General features: G+C 43.5%; 19 protein-coding genes. 7 read left to right on the forward strand and 12 right to left on the reverse strand.

Annotated elements, in window-relative coordinates:
- Positions 1-195: 195 nt before the first annotated feature.
- The 3 genes from H9629_RS05980 (at position 196) to H9629_RS05990 (ending at position 2,494) form a co-directional block, all read left to right on the forward strand.
- Positions 196-708 (forward strand): Hsp20 family protein, encoded by a 513-nt coding sequence (locus H9629_RS05980; RefSeq protein ID WP_191730714.1) that lies wholly within the window; start codon positions 196-198, stop codon positions 706-708.
- Positions 709-1,382: 674 nt separating this feature from the next.
- Positions 1,383-1,769 (forward strand): diacylglycerol kinase, encoded by a 387-nt coding sequence (locus tag H9629_RS05985; protein WP_064096803.1) that lies wholly within the window; start codon positions 1,383-1,385, stop codon positions 1,767-1,769.
- 38 nt (positions 1,770-1,807) lie between these two features.
- Positions 1,808-2,494, forward strand: a complete 687-nt coding sequence (locus tag H9629_RS05990; protein WP_144723729.1) for a phosphatase PAP2 family protein — start codon at positions 1,808-1,810, stop codon at positions 2,492-2,494.
- 50 nt (positions 2,495-2,544) lie between these two features.
- Here the strand turns inward: H9629_RS05990 and H9629_RS05995 are convergent, their stop codons facing one another.
- The 5 genes from H9629_RS05995 to H9629_RS06015 all read right to left on the reverse strand — a co-directional run bounded on the left by H9629_RS05995 (position 2,545) and on the right by H9629_RS06015 (position 8,612).
- Positions 2,545-3,864 (reverse strand): ATP-binding protein, encoded by a 1,320-nt coding sequence (locus tag H9629_RS05995; protein WP_191730715.1) that lies wholly within the window; start codon positions 3,862-3,864, stop codon positions 2,545-2,547.
- A 5-nt stretch (positions 3,865-3,869) separates the two neighbouring features.
- On the reverse strand, positions 3,870-4,541 hold the full coding sequence (locus H9629_RS06000; RefSeq protein ID WP_191730716.1) for a response regulator transcription factor: 672 nt from the start codon (positions 4,539-4,541) through the stop codon (positions 3,870-3,872).
- Position 4,542: 1 nt separating this feature from the next.
- The gene (locus H9629_RS06005; RefSeq protein ID WP_191730717.1) at positions 4,543-6,228 is read right to left on the reverse strand and encodes a phosphoethanolamine transferase; all 1,686 of its coding nucleotides are present in this window, start codon (positions 6,226-6,228) and stop codon (positions 4,543-4,545) included.
- A 267-nt stretch (positions 6,229-6,495) separates the two neighbouring features.
- Entirely contained in the window at positions 6,496-7,548 is a 1,053-nt protein-coding gene (locus tag H9629_RS06010) for an NAD(P)-dependent alcohol dehydrogenase (RefSeq protein ID WP_064096799.1), read from the reverse strand.
- Between the two features lie 290 nt (positions 7,549-7,838).
- Positions 7,839-8,612, reverse strand: coding sequence for a glucose 1-dehydrogenase (locus tag H9629_RS06015; protein WP_064096798.1), 774 nt, complete (start codon positions 8,610-8,612; stop codon positions 7,839-7,841).
- Between the two features lie 661 nt (positions 8,613-9,273).
- Between H9629_RS06015 and H9629_RS06020 the strand changes: the two genes are divergently transcribed.
- Both H9629_RS06020 and H9629_RS06025 read left to right on the forward strand, forming a co-directional pair.
- Positions 9,274-10,143, forward strand: a complete 870-nt coding sequence (locus H9629_RS06020) for an SDR family oxidoreductase (RefSeq protein ID WP_191730718.1) — start codon at positions 9,274-9,276, stop codon at positions 10,141-10,143.
- Between the two features lie 168 nt (positions 10,144-10,311).
- On the forward strand, positions 10,312-10,482 hold the full coding sequence (locus H9629_RS06025) for a hypothetical protein (RefSeq protein WP_004280276.1): 171 nt from the start codon (positions 10,312-10,314) through the stop codon (positions 10,480-10,482).
- Between the two features lie 82 nt (positions 10,483-10,564).
- Here the strand turns inward: H9629_RS06025 and H9629_RS06030 are convergent, their stop codons facing one another.
- The 6 genes from H9629_RS06030 to H9629_RS06055 all read right to left on the reverse strand — a co-directional run bounded on the left by H9629_RS06030 (position 10,565) and on the right by H9629_RS06055 (position 17,800).
- The gene (locus tag H9629_RS06030; protein ID WP_064096797.1) at positions 10,565-11,626 is read right to left on the reverse strand and encodes an enoyl-CoA hydratase/isomerase family protein; all 1,062 of its coding nucleotides are present in this window, start codon (positions 11,624-11,626) and stop codon (positions 10,565-10,567) included.
- Positions 11,627-11,651: 25 nt separating this feature from the next.
- Complete coding sequence (locus tag H9629_RS06035; protein WP_064096796.1) at positions 11,652-12,425, reverse strand: enoyl-CoA hydratase; 774 nt, start codon at positions 12,423-12,425, stop codon at positions 11,652-11,654.
- 19 nt (positions 12,426-12,444) lie between these two features.
- On the reverse strand, positions 12,445-13,572 hold the full coding sequence (locus H9629_RS06040; RefSeq protein WP_064096795.1) for an acyl-CoA dehydrogenase family protein: 1,128 nt from the start codon (positions 13,570-13,572) through the stop codon (positions 12,445-12,447).
- A 58-nt stretch (positions 13,573-13,630) separates the two neighbouring features.
- Positions 13,631-15,280, reverse strand: coding sequence for an AMP-binding protein (locus H9629_RS06045; RefSeq protein ID WP_191730719.1), 1,650 nt, complete (start codon positions 15,278-15,280; stop codon positions 13,631-13,633).
- An 88-nt stretch (positions 15,281-15,368) separates the two neighbouring features.
- Positions 15,369-16,259 carry a 3-hydroxyisobutyrate dehydrogenase gene (gene mmsB, locus H9629_RS06050; RefSeq protein WP_064096793.1) on the reverse strand — a complete coding sequence of 297 codons (891 nt, stop codon included), beginning with the start codon at positions 16,257-16,259 and terminating at the stop codon, positions 15,369-15,371.
- An 11-nt stretch (positions 16,260-16,270) separates the two neighbouring features.
- Positions 16,271-17,800 carry a CoA-acylating methylmalonate-semialdehyde dehydrogenase gene (locus H9629_RS06055; RefSeq protein WP_064101538.1) on the reverse strand — a complete coding sequence of 510 codons (1,530 nt, stop codon included), beginning with the start codon at positions 17,798-17,800 and terminating at the stop codon, positions 16,271-16,273.
- Between the two features lie 177 nt (positions 17,801-17,977).
- Between H9629_RS06055 and H9629_RS06060 the strand changes: the two genes are divergently transcribed.
- Both H9629_RS06060 and H9629_RS06065 read left to right on the forward strand, forming a co-directional pair.
- Entirely contained in the window at positions 17,978-18,862 is an 885-nt protein-coding gene (locus tag H9629_RS06060; RefSeq protein WP_064101539.1) for a LysR family transcriptional regulator, read from the forward strand.
- Between the two features lie 170 nt (positions 18,863-19,032).
- Entirely contained in the window at positions 19,033-19,710 is a 678-nt protein-coding gene (locus H9629_RS06065) for a type 1 glutamine amidotransferase domain-containing protein (RefSeq protein WP_064101540.1), read from the forward strand.
- 110 nt (positions 19,711-19,820) lie between these two features.
- Here the strand turns inward: H9629_RS06065 and aliA are convergent, their stop codons facing one another.
- Positions 19,821-21,488 (reverse strand): cyclohexanecarboxylate-CoA ligase, encoded by a 1,668-nt coding sequence (gene aliA / locus H9629_RS06070; RefSeq protein WP_191730720.1) that lies wholly within the window; start codon positions 21,486-21,488, stop codon positions 19,821-19,823.
- Between the last annotated feature and the right edge of the window lie 15 nt (positions 21,489-21,503).

Raw genomic sequence — 21,503 nt, forward strand, 5'->3', positions numbered from 1 at the left:
ATAAATCTTATTTAATAAGATTTATCACAAAATTATGTTTTATTAAACATTAAAATTATTGAGTATAAATATTATTACCCTATATTAATTAAAGGCAATCTAATATTTTTAGATGTTGCTTTCTATCTGTATTTATTAAATCTATGAATATCAGTATAAAAATACTGGTTCTAATATTTTTTTGGAGAACTTTTGATGAGCAATTCAAATCTTTCACCACTATTACGCAGAAGCATGGGTTTTGATCGTTTCAATGATTTATTCGACTATGCCCTGCAAACAGTTACGCCTAATTATCCCTATTATAATGTTGAAAAGGTAGGAGAAAATGATTATCGCATTTCTGTTGCTACGGCAGGATTCAATGAAGATCAGCTTCAAATTAATGTAGAAAATCAATTATTGGTTATAACTGGGAATGTTGAAGAAGAAAGCTCAGAATCTACGGTTGAATTTTTACATAAAGGAATCTCTAAGCGGTCATTCAAACTATCGCTGCGTTTAGATGATAATATGGAAGTACAACAGGCCAATTATGAAAATGGTTTACTAACCATAGACTTGAAACGCAACATTGATGAAGAAAATATGTCACGTCAAATTCCAATTGGGCGTAAGTCTAATGAACAAAAGATGTTAGATGACTCTAAAGCAGACTCTAAAGCAGACTCTAACTCGGAATCTCAATCACAGTCTAAAGCGGAATAACTTAAAATTTTCGGTTCCTGGTATAGCCTCGGACTCATCTGTCAAGAAAAGCATAACTCTCTAATTCTTTATTTTAATTCTTTTTATGTTCAAGAATTAGAGAGTTAAATCTTCCCTACCTCTGATTTTTTATAATTATTTATTGTTATTATGAGACTGATTAGATCACTTTTTAACAAGATAATCACCCCTAAATTTCATAAATCCGATCACTGACTTATAAGAAAGTGTGATTAATATCACTCAATTGATCACAGCAACAAATCGTTCAATTTGGCTGTCAATTCTTAAACTCTAGCTCTCACTGGTCTAGACTTCATGGCACATTGATTTATTCAGATTTACGGAGTCCGCACGTAACGCTGTTTTGAACAGGCTCGTCCGGGGGCTTTATGCTAGCTGTTTATTGCCAATTTTTTTACTCATAATTTATTTAAGCTAAAAAAAAGCAGGTGCCTAAAAGAATTGGCGACCTGCTACTCTAGGGGAACTATATCAACACGACATCTCACTTCATTCTTAATATAAAAGTCCAAGCTTAAAAATCGCTTAATTTCGCGCAAAAAAATGTAAACACCATGTATAAAAATTCTATAAGGCCTTGGATTTTTTAAGAGAGTTTTAAGCTTGGAAATTTATGCTTTACTTCATCTCTGATTGACCGAATCTGTTCTATGTCCTCCTACCGATCACCTTATAAAGGTACCTCGGGAATCCTGCGTATTTTGAATGCAGCACGTTATTCCCTTGCTGGTTTTAAAACAGCCTTTCAAAATGAGGCCGCCTTTCGGCAAATCCTGCTCATCAACCTTATTTTGATTCCATTAAGCTTTTGGATTTCGGTTAGTCCAGCTGAGCAAGCACTCATGGTGGCTGTTTGTCTATTGGCACTGATCATTGAACTGATTAACTCAGCCATAGAAGCTGTGGTAGACCGTATTTCCATGGAACGGCATGAGCTGTCTAAAAATGCCAAGGACATGGGCAGTGCTGCCCAGTTTGTAGCACTCAGTCTAATTACAGTGACTTGGGGCATCATTTTGGCTGGTCATTCGATTTGACCACTGCGCCTGCTACTGCCTGAAATGGGCCATTAAAAATGATCACTGACCGTTCCCGGTTTTTATTGACCCAAACCTTACTTTTGATATTCAGTTTTTTGGTTCTTTTGAACTTCTTTGATATTGGAGGAGTGCTTGATTTACAGCTTATCTACCCCTTTATCGATGATCACGGTCAATTTCCCCTGCGACAACACTGGGCGCTGGCAGAACTTAATCACCGTTATGTTAAAGACATGCTGATTCTGGTGTATATCCTATTATTTCTGGGCTGGCAGGTATCACTAAAATGGCAGAACTGGCATACACGCCGCTGGGAATTTGGCTATTTCTTTAGCATGGTGGCAGTGACCACAGCCTCGATCGGAATTTTAAAATCCCAGTCGGCCCATGCCTGTCCGTGGAATATGGTTATTCCCACTTATGATGGTATTTTATGGGATTTTAGTGCTACTGCTGGCCACTGTTTTCCTGGGGGGCATGCCTCTAGCGGTTTTGCCTTGGTGGCTGGCTATTTTGTTTATCGTATGTCTAATCCCAAGCGGGCTTATTTCTTTCTGATCGCTGCAGTAATTTTAGGATTAGCCATGGGCTGGGCACAAATGATGCGTGGAGCGCATTTCCTGAGTCATAACCTTTGGACTGGCTGGATTATCTGGTGCCTGAATGTTATCGGCTATGTGCTGTTTAGCCACAAATTAGACATAGAAGAAACTGTTCTTTAGCATGTTAAATCAAACAGCCTCAACGCCAAAATAATCCGAAGCCTATCTCATTAGGCTTCGGCTAAAGGAAACTTGACCTGTACACAAAGGCCACCCAGATTGAGACTTCGGGAAAATTCGAGCGTTCCACCTAGGCGTTCGGTGGCTTTATCTACAATAGACAAACCCAAACCACTGCCAATTTCTGCATGATTATGTATCCGGTAGAAGCGTTGCCGAATCTGATTGAATTGAGTCGTATCAATCCCGGTTCCGCTATCTTCGATCTGTAAAACTGCCTGCTGGCCTTGCTGGAAAATCGATATGTTAATTACGCCATCCTTCGGACTATATTTAATCGCATTATCGATCAGGTTATAAATAATTGAATGCAAGGCCGAAGCCTGGCCCTGAATCAACAGTTCCTGCTGCTGCTCCACCCCTAAATCTATCTCTTTCTGCAATGCCAGTTGAATCAGTTCTTCGATACAAGTGACAGTCATCTGATTCAGTGACAGCAATTGAACCGGCTCACTTAAACCTTCGCTTACATCCTGTTTGGCCAGACTTAATAACTGGTTAACCAGATGCTGCATGCGCAAAATGCCTTGGCTCAAGTTATGGATAGACTTACTTTGCGGAAATTGCTGTAGCAAAATTTGTAGCTGTAAATTCAAGGCCGTGAGTGGCGTACGTAACTCATGTGCAGAGTCCGCCACAAATTGACGTTGTTCCTGTTGGGCCAGAGAAATTCGACCGAACAGGTGATTCATTTCCTGAATGGTCGGTTCCAGCTCCAGGGGATAATCTTTCATTGCAATCGGCTTTAAATCTTGTGCCTTGCGGCTGGCCAATTCAGTTCTAAAATCATTAAGAGGCTGAAAATTTTTCCGGATCATCCAGCCTAAACCGAATAATGCAAAAGGTAAAAAAAGCACATAGGGAAGAAACATATTGGCTGCCAGTTCCAGAGCAAGTTCCTGCCGGACATTTTGCTGCTGGCTCACCTGAATCTGTAATTGCTTACCAGGAATAATATAAGTTAACCAGGTTCCATACGGCGTTTGATGCTTGTAGAAACCTGCTTTCCTGACCGGTGCAACCAGAACATTGTGAGGATGCAAGGAAGTGGCTGTATCTGTATAGGACCAGATATCTACAAATAAATCTTCTTCACCGTACTGTTTTGCCAGATCGATTTGACTCTGCAGGGGCTGCGGATGATTTTCTGCAATGCGCTCTGCCAGACTTTGCATCTGTTTATCCAGTACTTCATTAATTTCTTCGAGTGCAATCCGGTAGGCTGCAAAGATCAGCACACAGCCTAATACCAGGCTAAATAATGAAATATAAATAACCAGACGTTTTTGCAAGGAATAACGTTTTTGCATGGCGCTCATCCTAAGCGATACCCTAGCCCACGTATGGTGCGGATGAAGTCTTTTCCTAGTTTTGCCCGCAGATGATGAATATAGACCTCTACCGTATTACTGCTGACATCACTATCAAAATCATAAAGCTTGTCTTCTAAATCGTTTTTAGAAAAAATTTTGCTAGGATGCATGAGCAGTGCAGTGAGAATAGACCATTCCCGATTAGACAACTCGATCGGTTCATCATTAAAGCATGCGATGTGCTGTTCCAGGTCCAGCTCCAGCCCACTGTGTGCTAACTTCTTATCGATATGTGTGCCAGTATTTTTGAAGCCGGCACGTCGCATTAAGGCATGAATACGGGCCAGCAGTTCCTCAAACTCATAGGGTTTAATCAAGTAATCATCTGCTCCCTGATTCAGCCCATCTACCCGGTTTTGTAATTGATCCCGAGCGGAGATAATCAGTACCGGTAAATTAGGAAACTTCTGCCGGATATTCTTTAGCACCAGCATGCCATCCATCATCGGCAAGCCTAAATCGAGCAGGACAATATCGTAGACCTGCTGCTGTAACTGTTTTAAACCCTCAATCCCATTATTGACCCAGTACACCTCAAACTGATGCAGTTTAAGCAATGTTTCAGTCGACTCGGCAATCATAAAGTCATCTTCAATAATCAGTATTTTATGCATTTCAAGCTCTGTTTTTTAATGATGATGAGCATTGTGCAAGCATATCATTTTTAGCTTCAATCACTTGCGTTTTTATATCCAGCATACTTAATAAGCTGGGGAAAAGATGGTCGTGACTGCGTGCCTGTCCGGTCTGTGTTTTTAAACAGCTTAGCTGCCGGGCATTGTACTGTTGCCAGGTATCGGAAAACCACATCAGCATTGGGATATGGGTTTGCTGAGTGGGCGCCATGCTATAAGGAGCACCATGCAGGTATAAACCATGCTCTCCGGTGGATTCTCCATGATCAGACAGGTACCAGAAACCGGTCTGATATTGAGTCTGCTGCTTTAAAGTTTCAATGATCTGGGCAAGAACATGGTCTGTATATACAATCGAATTATCATAGCTATTCTTTAATTCTTCTGTACTACAGCCCTGAATAGCATTGGTATTACAGGTCGGTTGAAATGGCTGATATGGCGCTTTGGAACGCTTGTAATATGCGGGGCCATGACTACCCATCTGATGCAGTACAATTAATTGTGGGGTCGGGTTGTTTTTATCCAGATGTGCCAGATAATCTTTCAGGCTATCCACTAGGATTTCATCAAAACATTCACCACCGGCATCACACCACTTCTGTTTCAGTTGTGCCGGAATCTGGTATTTTTGTACCCGGTCACAGGCACCTTTACAGCCCGAATTATTATCAATCCAGGTCACCTGATAACCGGCCCGCTGCGCAATATCCAGCAGACCTTCTCGGTGGCTGGCTAGCTGTTCATCATAGGTTTTACGTGACATGCCCGAAAACATACAAGGGACTGAAACGGCTGTTGCAGTTCCACAGGAGCTGACCTGATTGAAATTAATTACCGATAACTTGCTCAGTTCAGGATTGGTATTGCGCGCATAGCCATTTAAAGCGAAACTCTCAGCACGTGCAGTTTCTCCCACAACTAGCACCATCAATTTAGGATGATCCTGCATTTGGGCCTGCTGTAACAGATGTGCATCTTCGCCGAAAACCGCCAAAGGCAAATTTGCTTTAGGTGCTTTCTTTTTATAATAAGACAAAGTAGACGCAATGCTGTTTTGTGGCGAAAGCATGCCTTTCAGATCGCGATGTTCTCGGAAGATCGCTGCATAATCGACATAAAAACAGTATAACAATCCCAGAATCAAGCCAGCTGAGAGCACACTGCTCAGGCTCTTATGTACTAGCTGATGTCCAAGCGATGCAGGCTTAATTTTCAGCATCCACACAACGCAGAGGGGAAAAATCACAAACACCAATGTCCAGATGACTAATCGCATTGACCAGAGATCTCGAACTTCACGGGCATCGGTTTGCAGCATATTCTGGATCTGGTCAGGCGTGATAACGACCCCTAGACTATTGACAAAATAAGCACTAAAACCACCTATAATGATCAGGACACTGGCCAGTATTTTGGCATTCCATTTCCAGTTCAGCCACTGTAATATCAGATTGTAAAACGCAATAATGATCAGTGCCGTGGCAGCCAGTAACAGACCTGCTTTTAGATTGGTATAAGGCGTAAATTCATGGATTTTCTGATAGAAAGCAAAGTTTAGGATCAATCCCAACCAAATAGCCAGCAACACGTTAAAACCTAAAAGACTGATCGACTTTTTCGGTTGTTGACTAAAAAAAGAAGAATGGGAAAATAGCTTCAGCATAATCCATGGCTCAAAGACTTTAAGATGTTTCAGCTTATAATTTGAATCTTAAAAATGGCTTAAAGAGATGTATATAGACAATATATTTTTTGATTGCTTAATAGTCCGTCACTATTAATCTACCTGTTTTATATGCTTCAGGAATAAAAAGAGCATCCAATTATTTTTGGATGTCTTTTCAAACTATCCTATATACACGTAAGGATTACAAGTCAAACCTTGATAAGGTTGTTCGCACATAAGAGGATATAGAGCAGAAAACCAGAATTAATTTTCGACTAAAGTTTTTATATCGATCACAAAACGGTATTTCACATCACTCTTTAACATGCGTTCAAAAGCTTCATTGATATTGCGCATTTCAATCATTTCCACATCAGCAACAATATTATGCTCCCCACAGAAATCCAGTAACTCCTGAGTTTCCTTAATGCCACCAATTACTGAACCGGCAATTGATCTTCTTCCCATAATCAGTGGAACTGAATTTGCACTAATCTCTCCTAGATATCCCACCAGAACAATGGTTCCATCTAAGGTTAATGTTGGAATATATGACTCCAAGTCATGGTTGTAAGGTACCGTATCTATAATTAAATCAAACTGATTCGCGACGGAATTCATTTGAGCTTCATCTGTTGATAGCACTACCTGATGGGCACCTAATTTTTTTGCATCCCCCTCTTTATTGACTGAACGGGTAAATAAGGTCACATCTGCGCCCAAGGCATTGGCCAGCTTAATTGCCATATGTCCCAAACCACCTAAGCCCACAACCGCTACTTTACTGCCCTTGCCAATATTCCAGTGACGTAAAGGTGACCAGGTGGTAATGCCTGCACACAGAAGTGGAGGCACAGCTTTAGTATCCAGATTTTCAGGTACTTTCAATACAAAATCTTCACTACAAACAATTATTTGTGAGTAACCGCCATAAGTAGGCTGCTGGTCATAACGATCCAGGCTGCCATAGGTCTGAATATTTCCTTGTTCACAATACTGTTCTAATCCTGAATGACAGGCTGAACAGGTACGACATGAATCGACCATACAGCCAATTCCTACCAGATCACCCTCTTTATATTTTTTAGCTCCAGAACCCGTCGATATGATGCGTCCTACTATTTCATGACCTGGAACTATGGGATAAAAACTAAATCCCCAGTCATTTCTAACCTGATGTAAATCGGAATGACAGACACCACAATATTCAATTTTGATCACCACATCATCTTCACGTGGCGTTCGGCGTTCAAACTTAAAAGGTACTAAAGGGCTTTGTGATGAATGTGCGGCATATCCCAATACTTCGGTGTTCATATTTTTTTCTCGTATATTGTGGTCAGGATAAAATCTGATAAATAAATATTTATCCTGAAGTATTAATTTTGAATAGTCGCTAAAATTTCAATAAAAAATCAAGGACTGGTATTATTAAAATAGTATAAAAATCAAAAAGTTTATGTCTGATCTGATGGCTTTAAAATATAGACTGAATTTTCATTAAAAATGATCAATCAGTCCGTTTATCTTAAGCCTGAAAATAACATCTCAGCCAATCTTTATAAAATAAATCATTAAAATACTATAATAATTTTATATTTTAAAAATTAGTCAAGAGTTTGCTCTCCCCCACCATTTACAAACAATGTTTGCCCAGAAACCCAGGAAGACATTGGAGAAGCAAAAAATAATACTGCGTTTGCAATATCTTCAGCTTCACCCAGTCGTTGTAAAGGAGTATGAGCTAACATTTTTTTTTCAATTTCCGGCGTAAGTACTTTTGCTAATGCAGCAGTACGTACTGCTCCTGGCCCAACGGCATTAATTCTGACGATAGGCCCAAAATCATGGGCCAAGTTAGCGCCCATATGATTAAGGGCAGCTTTTGAAGAGGCATAGCCACTCATGGCTGGGCTTTTATTAATGGAACTCATTGAGGTAATATTGACGATTGAGCCATATCCGGCTTCATTCATATAAGGAACAACCAGTTGGCAAAGTCGCCAGGCTGCAAATACATTTAATTTGAAGTCTCTGATAAAGTCGTCAACTGTAATTTTTGAAGGTGATTCCCGGCCACCACCTCCACCGCCCGCATTATTTACTAATATATGGATAGCTCCAAAAGTATTTCGGGTGGTTTCTACGGCGTTTACGAGGTCATCATCTTCCAGAATATTACAGGCTACACACTGGACTTCACCTCCTGTTTTTTCATGGATTTCTTGAGCAGCCTGTTTAGCCTTCTCCTGATTTAAATCCGCAATCATGACTTTAGCTCCCGCCTGAGCAAGAGTAAGAGCACAGGCATGGCCAATCCCTGCCGCCCCTCCCGTAACCAAAGCCACTTTTCCTGTTAAATCTATTAGAGAGTTTTGCATGAGATACCTCGTATTAATACATTGTCATATAACTTTATGAGGTTAAGATTTTTCCCTATCATAAATTTTCAGCACTCTAAAAGTAATATATTTACTTTAGAATTTATTTTTAATTGTAATAGTAGGTGTAATTGTAATTTTTACTTATAAATATCAATTTTATTCATAAAAATAATATCAATTTAATACACGACTATTATTTATTTTTAAGATTATTATTCTTTAGGATTCTTCTATTTTAAAATATTCCATCTTATTAAAATAATTAGTATAACTTTCATTTAAATATCAAAGAAAATTATTATGGAAAATGTATTTTATTCAGTCTGGTTTCAATAAAGACTTTTATTTTTGCACTTTTTATTATCTATGCAACGCATAAGAGATAAGCTACAGAGGATTACCCATAAGAAGTCGATCATGATTTGCCTGAAGTTGTACGGGCAATGGATCGACATCAAATAAAACGTATCTCCTCTCATAATATTTATATATCTTTATTTAATGTAATTAAGTTATTAGACCAATGATAATCTGGATGAATAATTGATAAATCTCGAATACATTCTGTTATGAAATGTTGAATACAATCTTATTTTTTCCAAAAGCCACTAATATATTTTGTTCTCATATGGCTAAAATCATTGGAATTGGAAAAGATATGAATCATTATCCTGAAAGCCCAGCTTCAAGTGAAAAACAAGACCATCAGCCGGGTGCACAAAATGAAATGAATCCTACACCGGAAGTGATAAAACCGCAATATAAAGGCAGCGAAAAACTAAAAGGCAAGGTTGCCTTGATTACCGGTGGTGATAGCGGGATTGGCCGCTCTGTATCGGTCCTATTTGCCCGTGAAGGTGCTGATATCGCTATTTGTTATCTGGATGAAGATCGCGATGCGCTGGACACTAAAACAATGGTGGAAAATGAAGGGCGACGATGCCTGCTAATTAAATGTGACTTACAGGATCAAGAAGAAATCAGGAAAATGGTTGAACAGACCCTACAGGAATTTAAAACCATTAATATTCTGGTCAATAATGCAGGGGTTCAGTATCCGCAAGAAAGTATTACCGATATTTCACCTGAACAATTATTTAAAACTTTCAACGTGAATATTCTATCCATGTTTTATCTGGCTCAGGCAGTGATTCCCCATATGCAAGCCGGTGATAGCATCATCAATACTACCAGTATCACCAGTTATCATGGACATGACCAGTTAATTGACTATGCAAGTACGAAAGGTGCTATTACATCCTTCACCCGTAGTTTATCTACCAATTTGTTGAAAAATAAAACCGGGATTCGGGTTAATGGTGTCGCACCTGGCCCAATCTGGACACCGTTAATTCCAAGCAGCTTTGACGAAGAGCAACTTGAGGATTTCGGTAAACAGACCCCAATGGGTCGTATGGGGCAGCCAAGTGAAGTGGCACCAGCCTATTTATTCCTGGCCAGTGAAGAAGCCAGTTATATTTCAGGTCAGGTGATTCATGTGAATGGCGGCAGTATTATTAACGGCTAATCAAGTAAAGAAGATAATGGTTCTAGCTGACCGTTATCTTCATCTCCTTGATTTCAGGCCCATCTATTCTTAAGAAATCTTTTATAAAATAAGTCAAACGAATACTTACCTTTATAGAAACCAGCCCTTGTTATAGTAATTTCAGCCAAACCTGAGGAGGATATCAAGATGCCTAGAGGTGACAAATCAGCCTATACCGATAAGCAGAAACGGCAGGCCGAACATATTGAAGAAAGCGAAAAAGAGCGTGGGCATTCTGAAGAAGAAGCCGAACGTATCGCTTGGTCAACAGTCAATAAACAAGACGGTGGCGGCAAGAAAAAGAAAACCTCTCATTAATCAGAATTCATACTGATGATGCGATAAGATACATATAAAGACTCTTTATAATTTAATTATAGAGAGTCTTTTGCCATCAGCTTTAAGTAATGTTTTCAATACGCTGCTGAGTCCATGCTGGCCAGAGCTTTTCCAGTGTTTGTTCAAATTCTGCATTCTCAGTTCGCCACTGCGGATTTTTGTCCTTATCAATAATCAGCGCACGAACCCCTTCAATAAAGTCGCCCTGCTCTAACCAGACATCTTGCAAGTCGCGTTCTAACTGCATGCATTTTTCTAGCGACAAATTCTGTCCGGCTTGCTGTAACTTCAGGCTGGTTTGCTTGGCCATGACCGGACGCTGCTGCAAAATTGCCAGCATTTTATTGGCCCATTCCTGATCAGTTACACTACTTGCATGTGCAAGACTCTGTTCAATCTCCTCGAGGTTTGGATAGCCAAAATGCTGATTAATCAGATCTGCACGTTTTTGCAGCTCGCTTTCTACAGGATGCGTAATATAGGAACTAATGATCTTTTGAATCTCAATCGGGTTTAATACCGGCGCTGCAATCAATGCCGCTTCCAATTCAGCAAAACGCTCACTCGGCACATGATAATCCACCAGATCCAGATACAGCGCATCACTGCTACTGATCTGTTCCCCGGTCAATGCCATATAGACACCGACTTCATCTAGTCGGGACAGAAAATGGGTTGCACCGACATCAGGGAAAAAACCAATCGCCGTTTCTGGCATGGCAAAACGTGATTTTTCACTGGCGACCTTGATATGACAGGCCTCAGCCAGTCCAAAGCCGCCTCCCAGTACATAGCCATCCATCATCACGATCACGGCCTTTGGGAAATTACGCAAGGTGCTCAGCATCTTATATTCAGTGGCAAAAAAATCCTGATACCGGGTATTGCCGGCCTGATAGCTGTCATACAGATAACGGATGTCTCCTCCGGCACAGAACGCCTTGGGACTGTTGGAATTGATCAGGATGGCTTGCACTTCTGGCTCATGGCGCCACTGATTGAGTTGCGCCTGAATGCCCTGGATCATTGGCAAGGTTAAGGCATTTAAATGGCTGGTGCGGTCCAGGCTGATGATGCCCAGACCTCCTGCGACCCGAATCGCTAAATTATTTTCATCACTCATTATTTTTGTTCCTGGTATGAATTTCTTATTGATGGGTAAATTTGGCTGGCCGTTTTTCCACAAAGGCTTGCATGCCTTCCTTTTGATCGGAACCTGCAAAAATGGAATGGAATACCCGGCGTTCAAAGCGCAGGCCTTCAGCCAGGCTCACTTCAAAGGCCCGATTAATTGATTCTTTAATCATCATCACGGCAGTAAGCGACTTTTCAGCAATTTTTTCGGCAGCTTGCAGGGTTTGTTCCAGCAATTCTTCCTTGGCAAATACCCGAGCCACCAAACCACTTTGTTCCGCTTCCTGCGCCCCCATCTGCCGTGCCGTCAGGCACATTTCCATGGCTTTGGCCTTACCAATCGCCAAGGTTAAACGCTGGGTACCGCCAATGCCCGGCAACACGCCTAAGGTGACTTCAGGCAAACCAAATTTTGCATTGTCGGCGCAGTAAATAAAGTCGCACATCAATGCCAGCTCACAACCACCACCCAAGGCATAGCCACTCACTGCGGCAATTAAAGGTTTACGGCGCTGGGCAATTCGATCGGCCAGACTGAAAAAATCATCCAGATAAATTTGTGGAAAATTCAGATCTGCCATTTCCTTAATATCGGCACCGGCAGCAAAAGCTTTTTCCGAACCGGCAATCACAATACAGCCAATTGCCGGATCTTTTTCCAGTTGATCCAGTGCCTGATTCATTTCAAAAATCAGCTGGTTATTCAGTGCATTTAATGCTTGCGGACGGTTTAAAGTAATCAGCCCGACACCATTACGTTGTTCTAATAAAATCGTTTGCCACTGCATGAAATAAGTCCTTTTAAAATTAGAGGCTGCGTGCAATCACCAGGCGCTGAATATCGCTGGTGCCTTCATAAATCTGACAAATCCGCGCATCGCGATAAATCCGCTCAATCGGAAAATCTTTAAGATAACCGTAGCCGCCAAAAATCTGCAGCGCTCTGGAACAGACCCGTTCTGCCATTTCTGAAGCAAATAGCTTGGCCATGGAGGCTTCGGTTAAACAGGCTTCACCGGCTTCTTTTTTGCGTGCTGCAAAATGCACCAGTTGCCGTGCCGCTTCAATTTCAGTCGCCATACTGGCCAGCCTGAAGGAAATCGCCTGCTGTTCAAAAATCGGTTTGCCAAAAGCCACGCGGTCATGCGCATAGGCCGTTGCTTCTTCCAATGCGGCACGCGCCAAACCCACAGCCTGTGCCGCAATGCCGATCCGTCCACCTTCCAGATTGGCCAAGGCAATTTTTAAACCTTCACCTTCGGCACCGAGTCTTAAACTTTCATGAATGCGGACATCGGTTAAGGCAATCTGACAGGTATCCGAAGCATGCAGGCCCAGTTTTTCTTCGACCCGGATCACTTCATAGCCAAGTGTGTCTCGCGGCACTAAAAATGCACTCATGCCTTTTTTGCCCGCAGCTGGATCAGTCACAGCAAACACAATAATCATCCCGGCATTGTGGCCTGAGGTAATGAACTGTTTGGCGCCATTCAGAATGTAATGATCGCCCTCCTTGACCGCTCGGGTTTTAATCGCGGCAGCATCCGATCCTGTATGCGGTTCGGTCAGCGCAAAGGCCCCAATCATTTCACCTTGAGCCAAAGGCTTTAAAAATTGCTGCTTTTGCTCTTCTGTGCCGAACTTGAAAATCGGCACACAACCCACCGAGTTATGTACGCTCATAATCGCGGATGTTGCACCATCGGCCGCAGCGACTTCTTCTAAGGCCAGAACATAAGCCAGTGTACCTGTACCCGAGCCGCCCCATTCCTCGGGAATCAGCATACCTAAAAAACCCAGCTCTCCCATTTGGGCCAATGCATCTTTGGGAAAGATACCTTTTTGATCCCACTCGCCGGCAAAGGGTTTAATCTGTTCCTGGGCGAAGCTTTTGGCCATATCCTGAATCAGTTGTTGCTCTTCCGTTAGTTGCATCGATGCTTCCTTCAATCTCTTTATTTAATCTTCTTATTCAATCTGTTGGCTTTGGCTGTTATGCAGTCTTGGCTTGCTGCTTGTTGATTTCCTGATTGCGCAGTAAAAAGCGTTGAATTTTACCGCTTGGGGTTTTTGGCAATTCGGTCACAAATTCAATCAAGCGCGGATAGGCATGCGCAGACAAACGCTTTTTCACAAATTGACCCAGCTCTTCTTCCAGATGGGTCGAAGCTGAAAAATTATTCGCCAGAATCACAAAAGCTTTAATCACTTCGGTACGCTCGGGATCAGGCACACCAATGACTGCTGCTTCAATCACGGCATCATGTTCTAGCAAGGCACTTTCCACATCAAATGGGCCGACCCTATAACCTGACGTTGTAATGACATCATCACTACGCCCGACAAAGCTCATACTGCCATCAGCATGAATCTCTGCGGTATCCCCAGTTAAATAATACTGTCCGACAAATGGAGATTTACGGCTTTCTTCATAACCAGAGAACCACATCATCGGCGATTGGCTGATATCCACTGCCAGGATGCCCGGGACGTCAGCTGCTAATTCATGCCCCTGTTCATCGACAACGGTAATCCGGTAACCCGGGCTGGCAAAGCCTGCCGAACCTGAACGGACCGGATGTTCCAGGGCATGATGATTACACACCACCATCCCGACTTCAGTCTGGCCATAATGGTCATAAATCGGCACATCCAGTACCTCTTTAAACCAGCGGATCACTTCCGGATTTAACGGTTCACCGGCACTGCTGACGACCCGTAACTGGCCGCGCAGTTTTGCCATTTGAGCAGGATCGGCTGCCATCATCATGCGGTAAGCGGTCGGTGCACCAGCCAGATTGGTAATGCCATATTCCTTAACAATGTCGCAGACACTTTCCGCATTAAAACCGCCTTCATAAAACAAGGTCGAGTGTCCAAGTATTAAGGGGCCAGTAATCGCGTAATACAACCCGTAGGCCCAGCCGGGATCGGCAATATTCCAGAAAGCATCTTCAGGAGTCAGACCAATGGCATTTTGCATATAGCTTGCAAAAGCAATCAGCGCTTTTAACGGGACTTTAAGCGGTTTCGCTGGTCCAGTGGTGCCCGAGGTAAACATCAATAAAAATGGATCATCAACATTCAGGATTTCCAGCTCACAAGCTTCAGCCTGACGGTTTAATACCGTCCAGAAGCTTAGGTCGTGTGGATAGCGTTCTGCCTCGGTTTCGGCATGCACCGTCACAATCGGTGGACAGTTGCTGATCTCGGATAATTTGTCCCGATTCGCCAGATCAGTCACCACCAGCTTACTTTGCGCCAGCTGAATGCGATGCTCAATGGCTTTGGGACCAAAGGCAGTAAATAACGGTTGATAGACCGCACCAATCCGCCAGGTCGCTAAAATGATAATGATCAGCTCCGGGGTACGCGGTAATAATCCGGAAACACGATCACCTTTACCAATGCCTTGAGACTTAAGAAAATTGGCAAACTGGCTGGAATATTTTTTGAGTTCGGCAAAGCTATATTGTTCTTTTCTGCCATCTTTACCATGCCAGTACAAGGCAATGGCATCGGAATTGGCATGACGGTCGCAACACTCATAACAGGCATTCACTGCCTGCATTGAACCGGAGAGAAACTGGCTTGCAACCGTATTTAAATCAAAGTCTTGAACCGTTGTTTGATAATCTAACATGTTAAACCTCAGCCTGAATTTATCGTTATTAATGACAAGGTGTGTAGTTATTGAAGCGAATCCTTGCTCCATCTGAATATTTTAGGTTTTAAGCAGGTGGCATGGTGTATTGATGCATGATGCTGGAGAAGTCCAGATGGGCATCACCTTCCTGACACAGTTGTTGATAGAGTTTCTGTACCATGCTGCCCAGAACCACCGGTTGATCCACCTGTTGCGCTGCATCGACCGCCAAACCTAAATCTTTGAGCATCAATTGTGCGGCAAAACCGTCGGTATAACCCCGCGATGACGGTGCATTGGCACAGATATCTGGCCATGGATTATAAATTTCAGAACTCCAGCAACGTCCAGTGGAACTGTTAATCACGCCAGCCAAGGCCTGTGGATCAATACCCAGTTTGGCTCCGAGCGCCATTCCTTCTGCAACAGCAGTCATGGAAATGCCCAGAATCAGGTTATTACAGATTTTTGCTACCTGTCCTGTTCCCACCGCCCCACAATGCACCAGATTTTTACCCATACAACCGAGAACCGGTTTGACGGCCTCAAAGGTGGCATCATCTGCACCGACCATAAAGGTTAAAGTGCCATCTTTGGCACCTAAAGTGCCGCCGGATACCGGCGCATCACAGACGCGAATCTGTTTGGACTGAGCTGCTGCAGCAATGTCCTGAATGGTTTGCGGGTCAATGGTGCTGCTGTCGATACACAAACTGCCCGATTGAAGTACCTCTAAAATACCATTTTCACCTAAATAGACTTCACGCACATGCTTGGCTGCGGGCAACATACTGACCACGATCTCCGCCTGCTTCGCGGCAGCTTGTGGACTGTCGCAGACTACACCGCCCGCTTCTGAAAAATGCTGTAAAGCCACTGCACTTAAGTCATAACCAAAAACCTGATGACCCGCCTTGAGCAGATTCTGCGCCATCGGACCACCCATGTTGCCTAAACCGATAAATGCAATCTTCATACTGATGCTCCTTAACGCAGACTGATTGTGGTATTCACACCACTATTTTCCTGATCATCTTCAAACCAGCGGCTGGTGATGGTTTTGGTCTGGGTATAGAACTGCACCGCCTGTTTGCCATAAGGACCTAGATCCCCCAGTTTTGAACCGCGTGAACCGGTAAAACTGAAGAAAGGCACAGGTACAGGAATTGGAATGTTAATGCCCACCTGACCGATATCAATCTGGTTCTGGAAGGTACGTGCCGTATTGCCATTTTGGGTAAACAGTCCAACGCCATTACCAAACGGATTGGCATTAATCAGTGCAATCGCCTGCTCTAAAGTATCGACATGCATGATGGCCAGTACCGGACCAAATACTTCTTCTTTATAAATGCGCATATCGGTCGTGACCTGATTAAAAATCGTTGGTCCGACAAAATTACCCTGTTCATAGCCTGGAACCTGCACATCACGGCCATCCAGCAGCATTTCAGCACCCTGTTCAACACCACTGTTAATTAAATCGATGACACGCGATTTGGCACGGGTTGAAATCACTGGTCCAACATCGGTATTCGGTTCATGCCCGGCATTTACCTTTAAGGTTTTGGTTTTATTGACCAGTTCATCGACCCAGTGCTTGGTCTCACCGACCATTACCGCCACGGAAAGTGCCATACAACGTTGACCTGCTGCGCCAAAAGCTGCACCGACCAAGGCATTTAAGGTTTGTTCTTTATTCGCATCTGGCATCACCACCACATGGTTTTTGGCGCCCATCATCGACTGCACACGTTTTCCGTGCTGGCCCGCGAGGTTATAGACATGCGTGCCGACTGCGGTCGAACCGACAAAAGAAATCGCTTTGATATCGCGATGGGTACACAATTGATCGACCACTTCTTTGCCGCCATGCACCACATTGAGCACACCCGCCGGTACACCTGCCTGAATCGCCAGTTCAACCAGCATCATGGTCGACAATGGATCCTGTTCAGAAGGCTTTAAGACAAAGGTATTGCCGCAGACAATCGCCATTGGGAACATCCAGAGTGGAATCATCGCCGGGAAGTTAAACGGCGTAATCCCTGCACAGACACCCAGTGGTTGCTGCAAGGTATAGGTATCGACACCGCGTGCCACGCCCTCAATATACTCACCCATCTGTAATGAACCGATTGAACAGGCATGCTCGACCACTTCCAGACCGCGCTGGATATCGCCTTCAGCATCGGCCAGGGTTTTGCCCTGTTCTGCAGTTAAGACCTGGGCAATACTTTTTAAATTGGTTCGAATCAGATCCTGCAGCTTCAGCATAATCCGCATACGTGCCTGAATCGGGGTTTGGCGCCAGCTAGCAAAGGCATTTTGTGCGGCAGCAATCGCAGCATTGACTTCTTCAGCAGTAGCAAAAGGCACCTGGCCCAAGACTTCCTGCGTCGCTGGATTGACAATATCTTTCCAATGACTGGTTTTTGATTCGACAAATTCACCATTAATCAGGAGTTTTGCGGTGGTGAATCCGGTGCTTTGCTGGGGATGAGAAATAGCGTTCATGATCGCTCCGTGCTGGTTTGTTATTGTCGTTGTGTGAGCCTTTAATGGCTTTTATTTAACGTATAATTTTTGCGCTGTTTTAGCAGACTAACAAAGAACACTTTGACCACCAATAGAAATTGATGCACGATGGTTGTGCAAATATGCACAGGGATTTAACAGGACGTTAAATAGAAAATGAAAGTAGATTGGGATCATTTACGCTTTTTTCTGGTTTTGGCACGTGCTAAAACGCTCACCAATGCCGCACGCTTGATCGGAGTGGAACACAGTACCGTAGCAAGGCGGATTCAAGCCCTCGAAAATACCCTAGGTACGCAACTATTCAAGCGTGAAGCGACAGGTTATGAACTGACTGCGGAAGGGCTGGCACTGGTGCCACGGGTCGAACAGATGGAACAGTCCTTTATCCAGATTGACAAGCGCCATAATCCCTTGCAGGGACGGGTCAGAATTGGTGCACCAGAAGGTTTTGGTACAGCATTTTTAGCTCGTCTTTTGGCAGAATTCTCCCAACATTATCCTTTGCTGACCATTGACCTGATTCCGGTGCCGAAGGCGATTAAACTTTCACATCGAGAAGCCGATATTGTGATTGCGATTGACCGGCCCAAATCTGGACCTTATATCATTACCCGACTGACCAATTACTGCCTGAAACTGTATGGCAGTCAGCATTATTTACAGCAAAATCCGGAAATTAAAAAACTGGAAGACCTCCAGCAGCACCGTTTTGTCGATTATATTGATGATCTGGTCTATAGCACTGCACTCTATTCGCTAGAGCGTCTTCCACTGCAAGTCAGTGCCTGTTTTCGCAGTAACAGCATTCTGGCGCAGGAAATTGCCGTGCGTGCAGGCGCTGGACTGGCCATTTTGCCGAAATTTCTGGTCAATGATAAAAGTGAACTGAAAGAGGTGCTGGGTCATCAGCTCAGTTTTACCCACACTTTCTGGATGCTAACGCTGGTCGATCTGCAACATGAACCAAAAATAAAACTGGTCTGGGATTTCCTGCGCAAGCAGGCTGATCTTCAGCAAGACCTGTTAATGGGCAGATGAATATTAAATACAACTGTGCTGTATATAGAGTCACCTCTTTAAGTTAAATCAACTGAATTAACAACGTATCGATACAGCAAATGAACGTATCACAACACTCCTGACCTTTGTGACTTGTTAAATTAACAGTCGATTATTCACGATGTTTAACGAGATACAGGAAAAATAATATGAAAATCTTGATGGTACTGACTTCACATGACCAGCTGGGTGATACTGGCAAAAAAACCGGCTTCTGGCTGGAAGAACTGGCTGCACCCTATTACACCTTTGTTGATGCAGGCGCAGAGGTAGTTTTGGCATCTCCTGCAGGTGGTCAGCCACCACTAGATCCGAAAAGTAATGAGCCGGATGCGCAAACCGAAACCACCAAACGCTTTGAAGCAGATGAAGTGGCCATGCAGGCTCTTGCCAATACACATAAGTTGAGTGAAGTCTTAAATCAGGATTTTGATGCCGTGTTCTATCCGGGTGGTCATGGACCACTATGGGATCTGGCCAAAGACCAGAATTCCATTTCTTTAATTGAGCAAACCTTGCAGGCAGATAAACCTGTTGCGCTGGTCTGTCATGCACCAGGTGTACTGCGTGATGTGAAAGATGCCGAAGGCCGTTCGATTGTAGAAGGCAAGACAGTCACCGGTTTTAGTAATACCGAAGAAGACGGCGTGGGTTTGACAGACATTGTTCCGTTTTTAGTTGAAGACATGCTGAAAGAAAAAGGTGGGAAATATTCTAAAACTGAGGACTGGCAGGTATACGTGCAACAAGATGGTCTGCTCATTACTGGACAAAACCCCGCCTCTTCTGCTGCAACGGCTGAAGCTTTATTAAAATTATTAAAGTAGACATGATTCTAAAGTTTGTATTAAACCTTTAGAATCATTTTCTTTGAACAAGAAAAACCCTGAATAAGGCAATATTATTCAGGGTTTAATTTATCTATTTATTCCCAGATTTAGTTCGCTTCAACTGCCGTTGAGGCAATATGCTGAGCCAGTAATTCTCTGAGTTTAAATTTCTGGATTTTCCCGGATGGCGTCATCGGAATTTCAGCCCAGATCTCCAAACGTTCTGGAAGATATTGCATAGTCAGATTATGGGTTTTCAGGAACTCTACCAGTTCATTGAAGCTCAAAGGTTGAGCCGGATCTTTCAGCTTGATGATTGCACAGGCACGCTCGCCCATTCGCTCATCTGCATAAGCCACTAAAGCCACTGTTGCAATATTCGGATGTTTATACAGCAATGATTCAATTTCTGCGACCGGAATATTTTCCCCGCCCCGAATAATCACATCTTTCTTACGTCCACAAATCCGGATATAGCCCTGCTCGTCCTGATAGGCAATATCGCCAGTATCGAACCAACCTTCGGCATCTGTATCATTTAAATGGGGGCGTTTTAGATATCCGCCAAAATTTGAACAGGTACGGATCATCAAACGACCGGATTCATTCAGGGCTTTGCTCTGACCTTTTTTATCCACGATCTTGATTTCTACACCTGGTAAAGCGATGCCATCAGTATTGAAAGAGCGCTCATCTTCATCTTTAGGTCGGGTTAGCGTCACCGCACCACATTCAGTCATACCCCAGGCTGATATGACTTTAACACCCAGAATTTCCCGGGCTTTTTGCACCAATGGACCTGGAATGGGTGCGCCGGCACACAGGAAAATTTTCAGTGAATCAACCTTGTCATGCTGTTCCGCCACGGTATTGGACAGGTCATTCAAGAATGGGGTCGAGGCCATGGTGAAATTCACCTGATGCTGATGAATCAAATCTACGGCTTTGGCTACGTCCCAGACATCCTGTAACACCACTTTGGTATTCAGCTGAATTGGCATCATCAGGCCATACATAAAACCGGTCTGGTGCGCCATAGGTGACGCCATTAACACCACATCATTTTCAGTTAAATGTAGCCGCTTCGCATAAGGCACAATATTGGAAAATAAAGTATTGGCGGTATGCATCACCCCTTTCGGTTCACCGGTCGTGCCTGAGGTAAAGATCAGTTGGGTAATGTCATCCGGGCCAGATTCCAGTCCATCCAGCGCAGCAACTGCTGAAGCATCTTGTTCCAGTCCATGATTGAGCAACAGGCGATCAAAATTATTTTCGCCTTCACCATTGACCACCACTACATGCTTCAAGCTTTCCAGTTTGTTTTGCAGCTGATTGGCCAGCTGTTCATGATTAAAATTGCGGAACATTTTCGGTACAACAAAAACTTTGGATTCACCATGTTTGAGCATGAATTCCAGTTCACGTTCACGGAAGATCGGCATAAGCGGATTGAGCACGGCACCGATACGGCTACAAGCCAGGTAAAGCAAGGTAAGTTCCCACCAGTTCGGTAGCTGGCAAGACACCACGTCATTTTTTGCTACACCCAGCTGTTTCAGACCCAGCGCAATGTTATTGGTCATGTCCCAAAGCTGCTGATAGCTGAAAGTCTGTTCAGTTTGATTCTCAACCTTAACGCTTACCAACGCTATTTTGCCCGGATTCTTTTCTACGGCACTGCGTAAAAAATCGAGTATTGTCTGGTTTAACCAGTGTCCCTGTTTAAGCATAGCCTCTTTTCTGGCCGGGATCAGAACCGCATCGAAATCCATTCGCTTACTCCTCAT

It is taken from the genome of Acinetobacter pecorum (genome assembly GCF_014837015.1).
Taxonomy (GTDB): domain Bacteria; phylum Pseudomonadota; class Gammaproteobacteria; order Pseudomonadales; family Moraxellaceae; genus Acinetobacter; species Acinetobacter pecorum.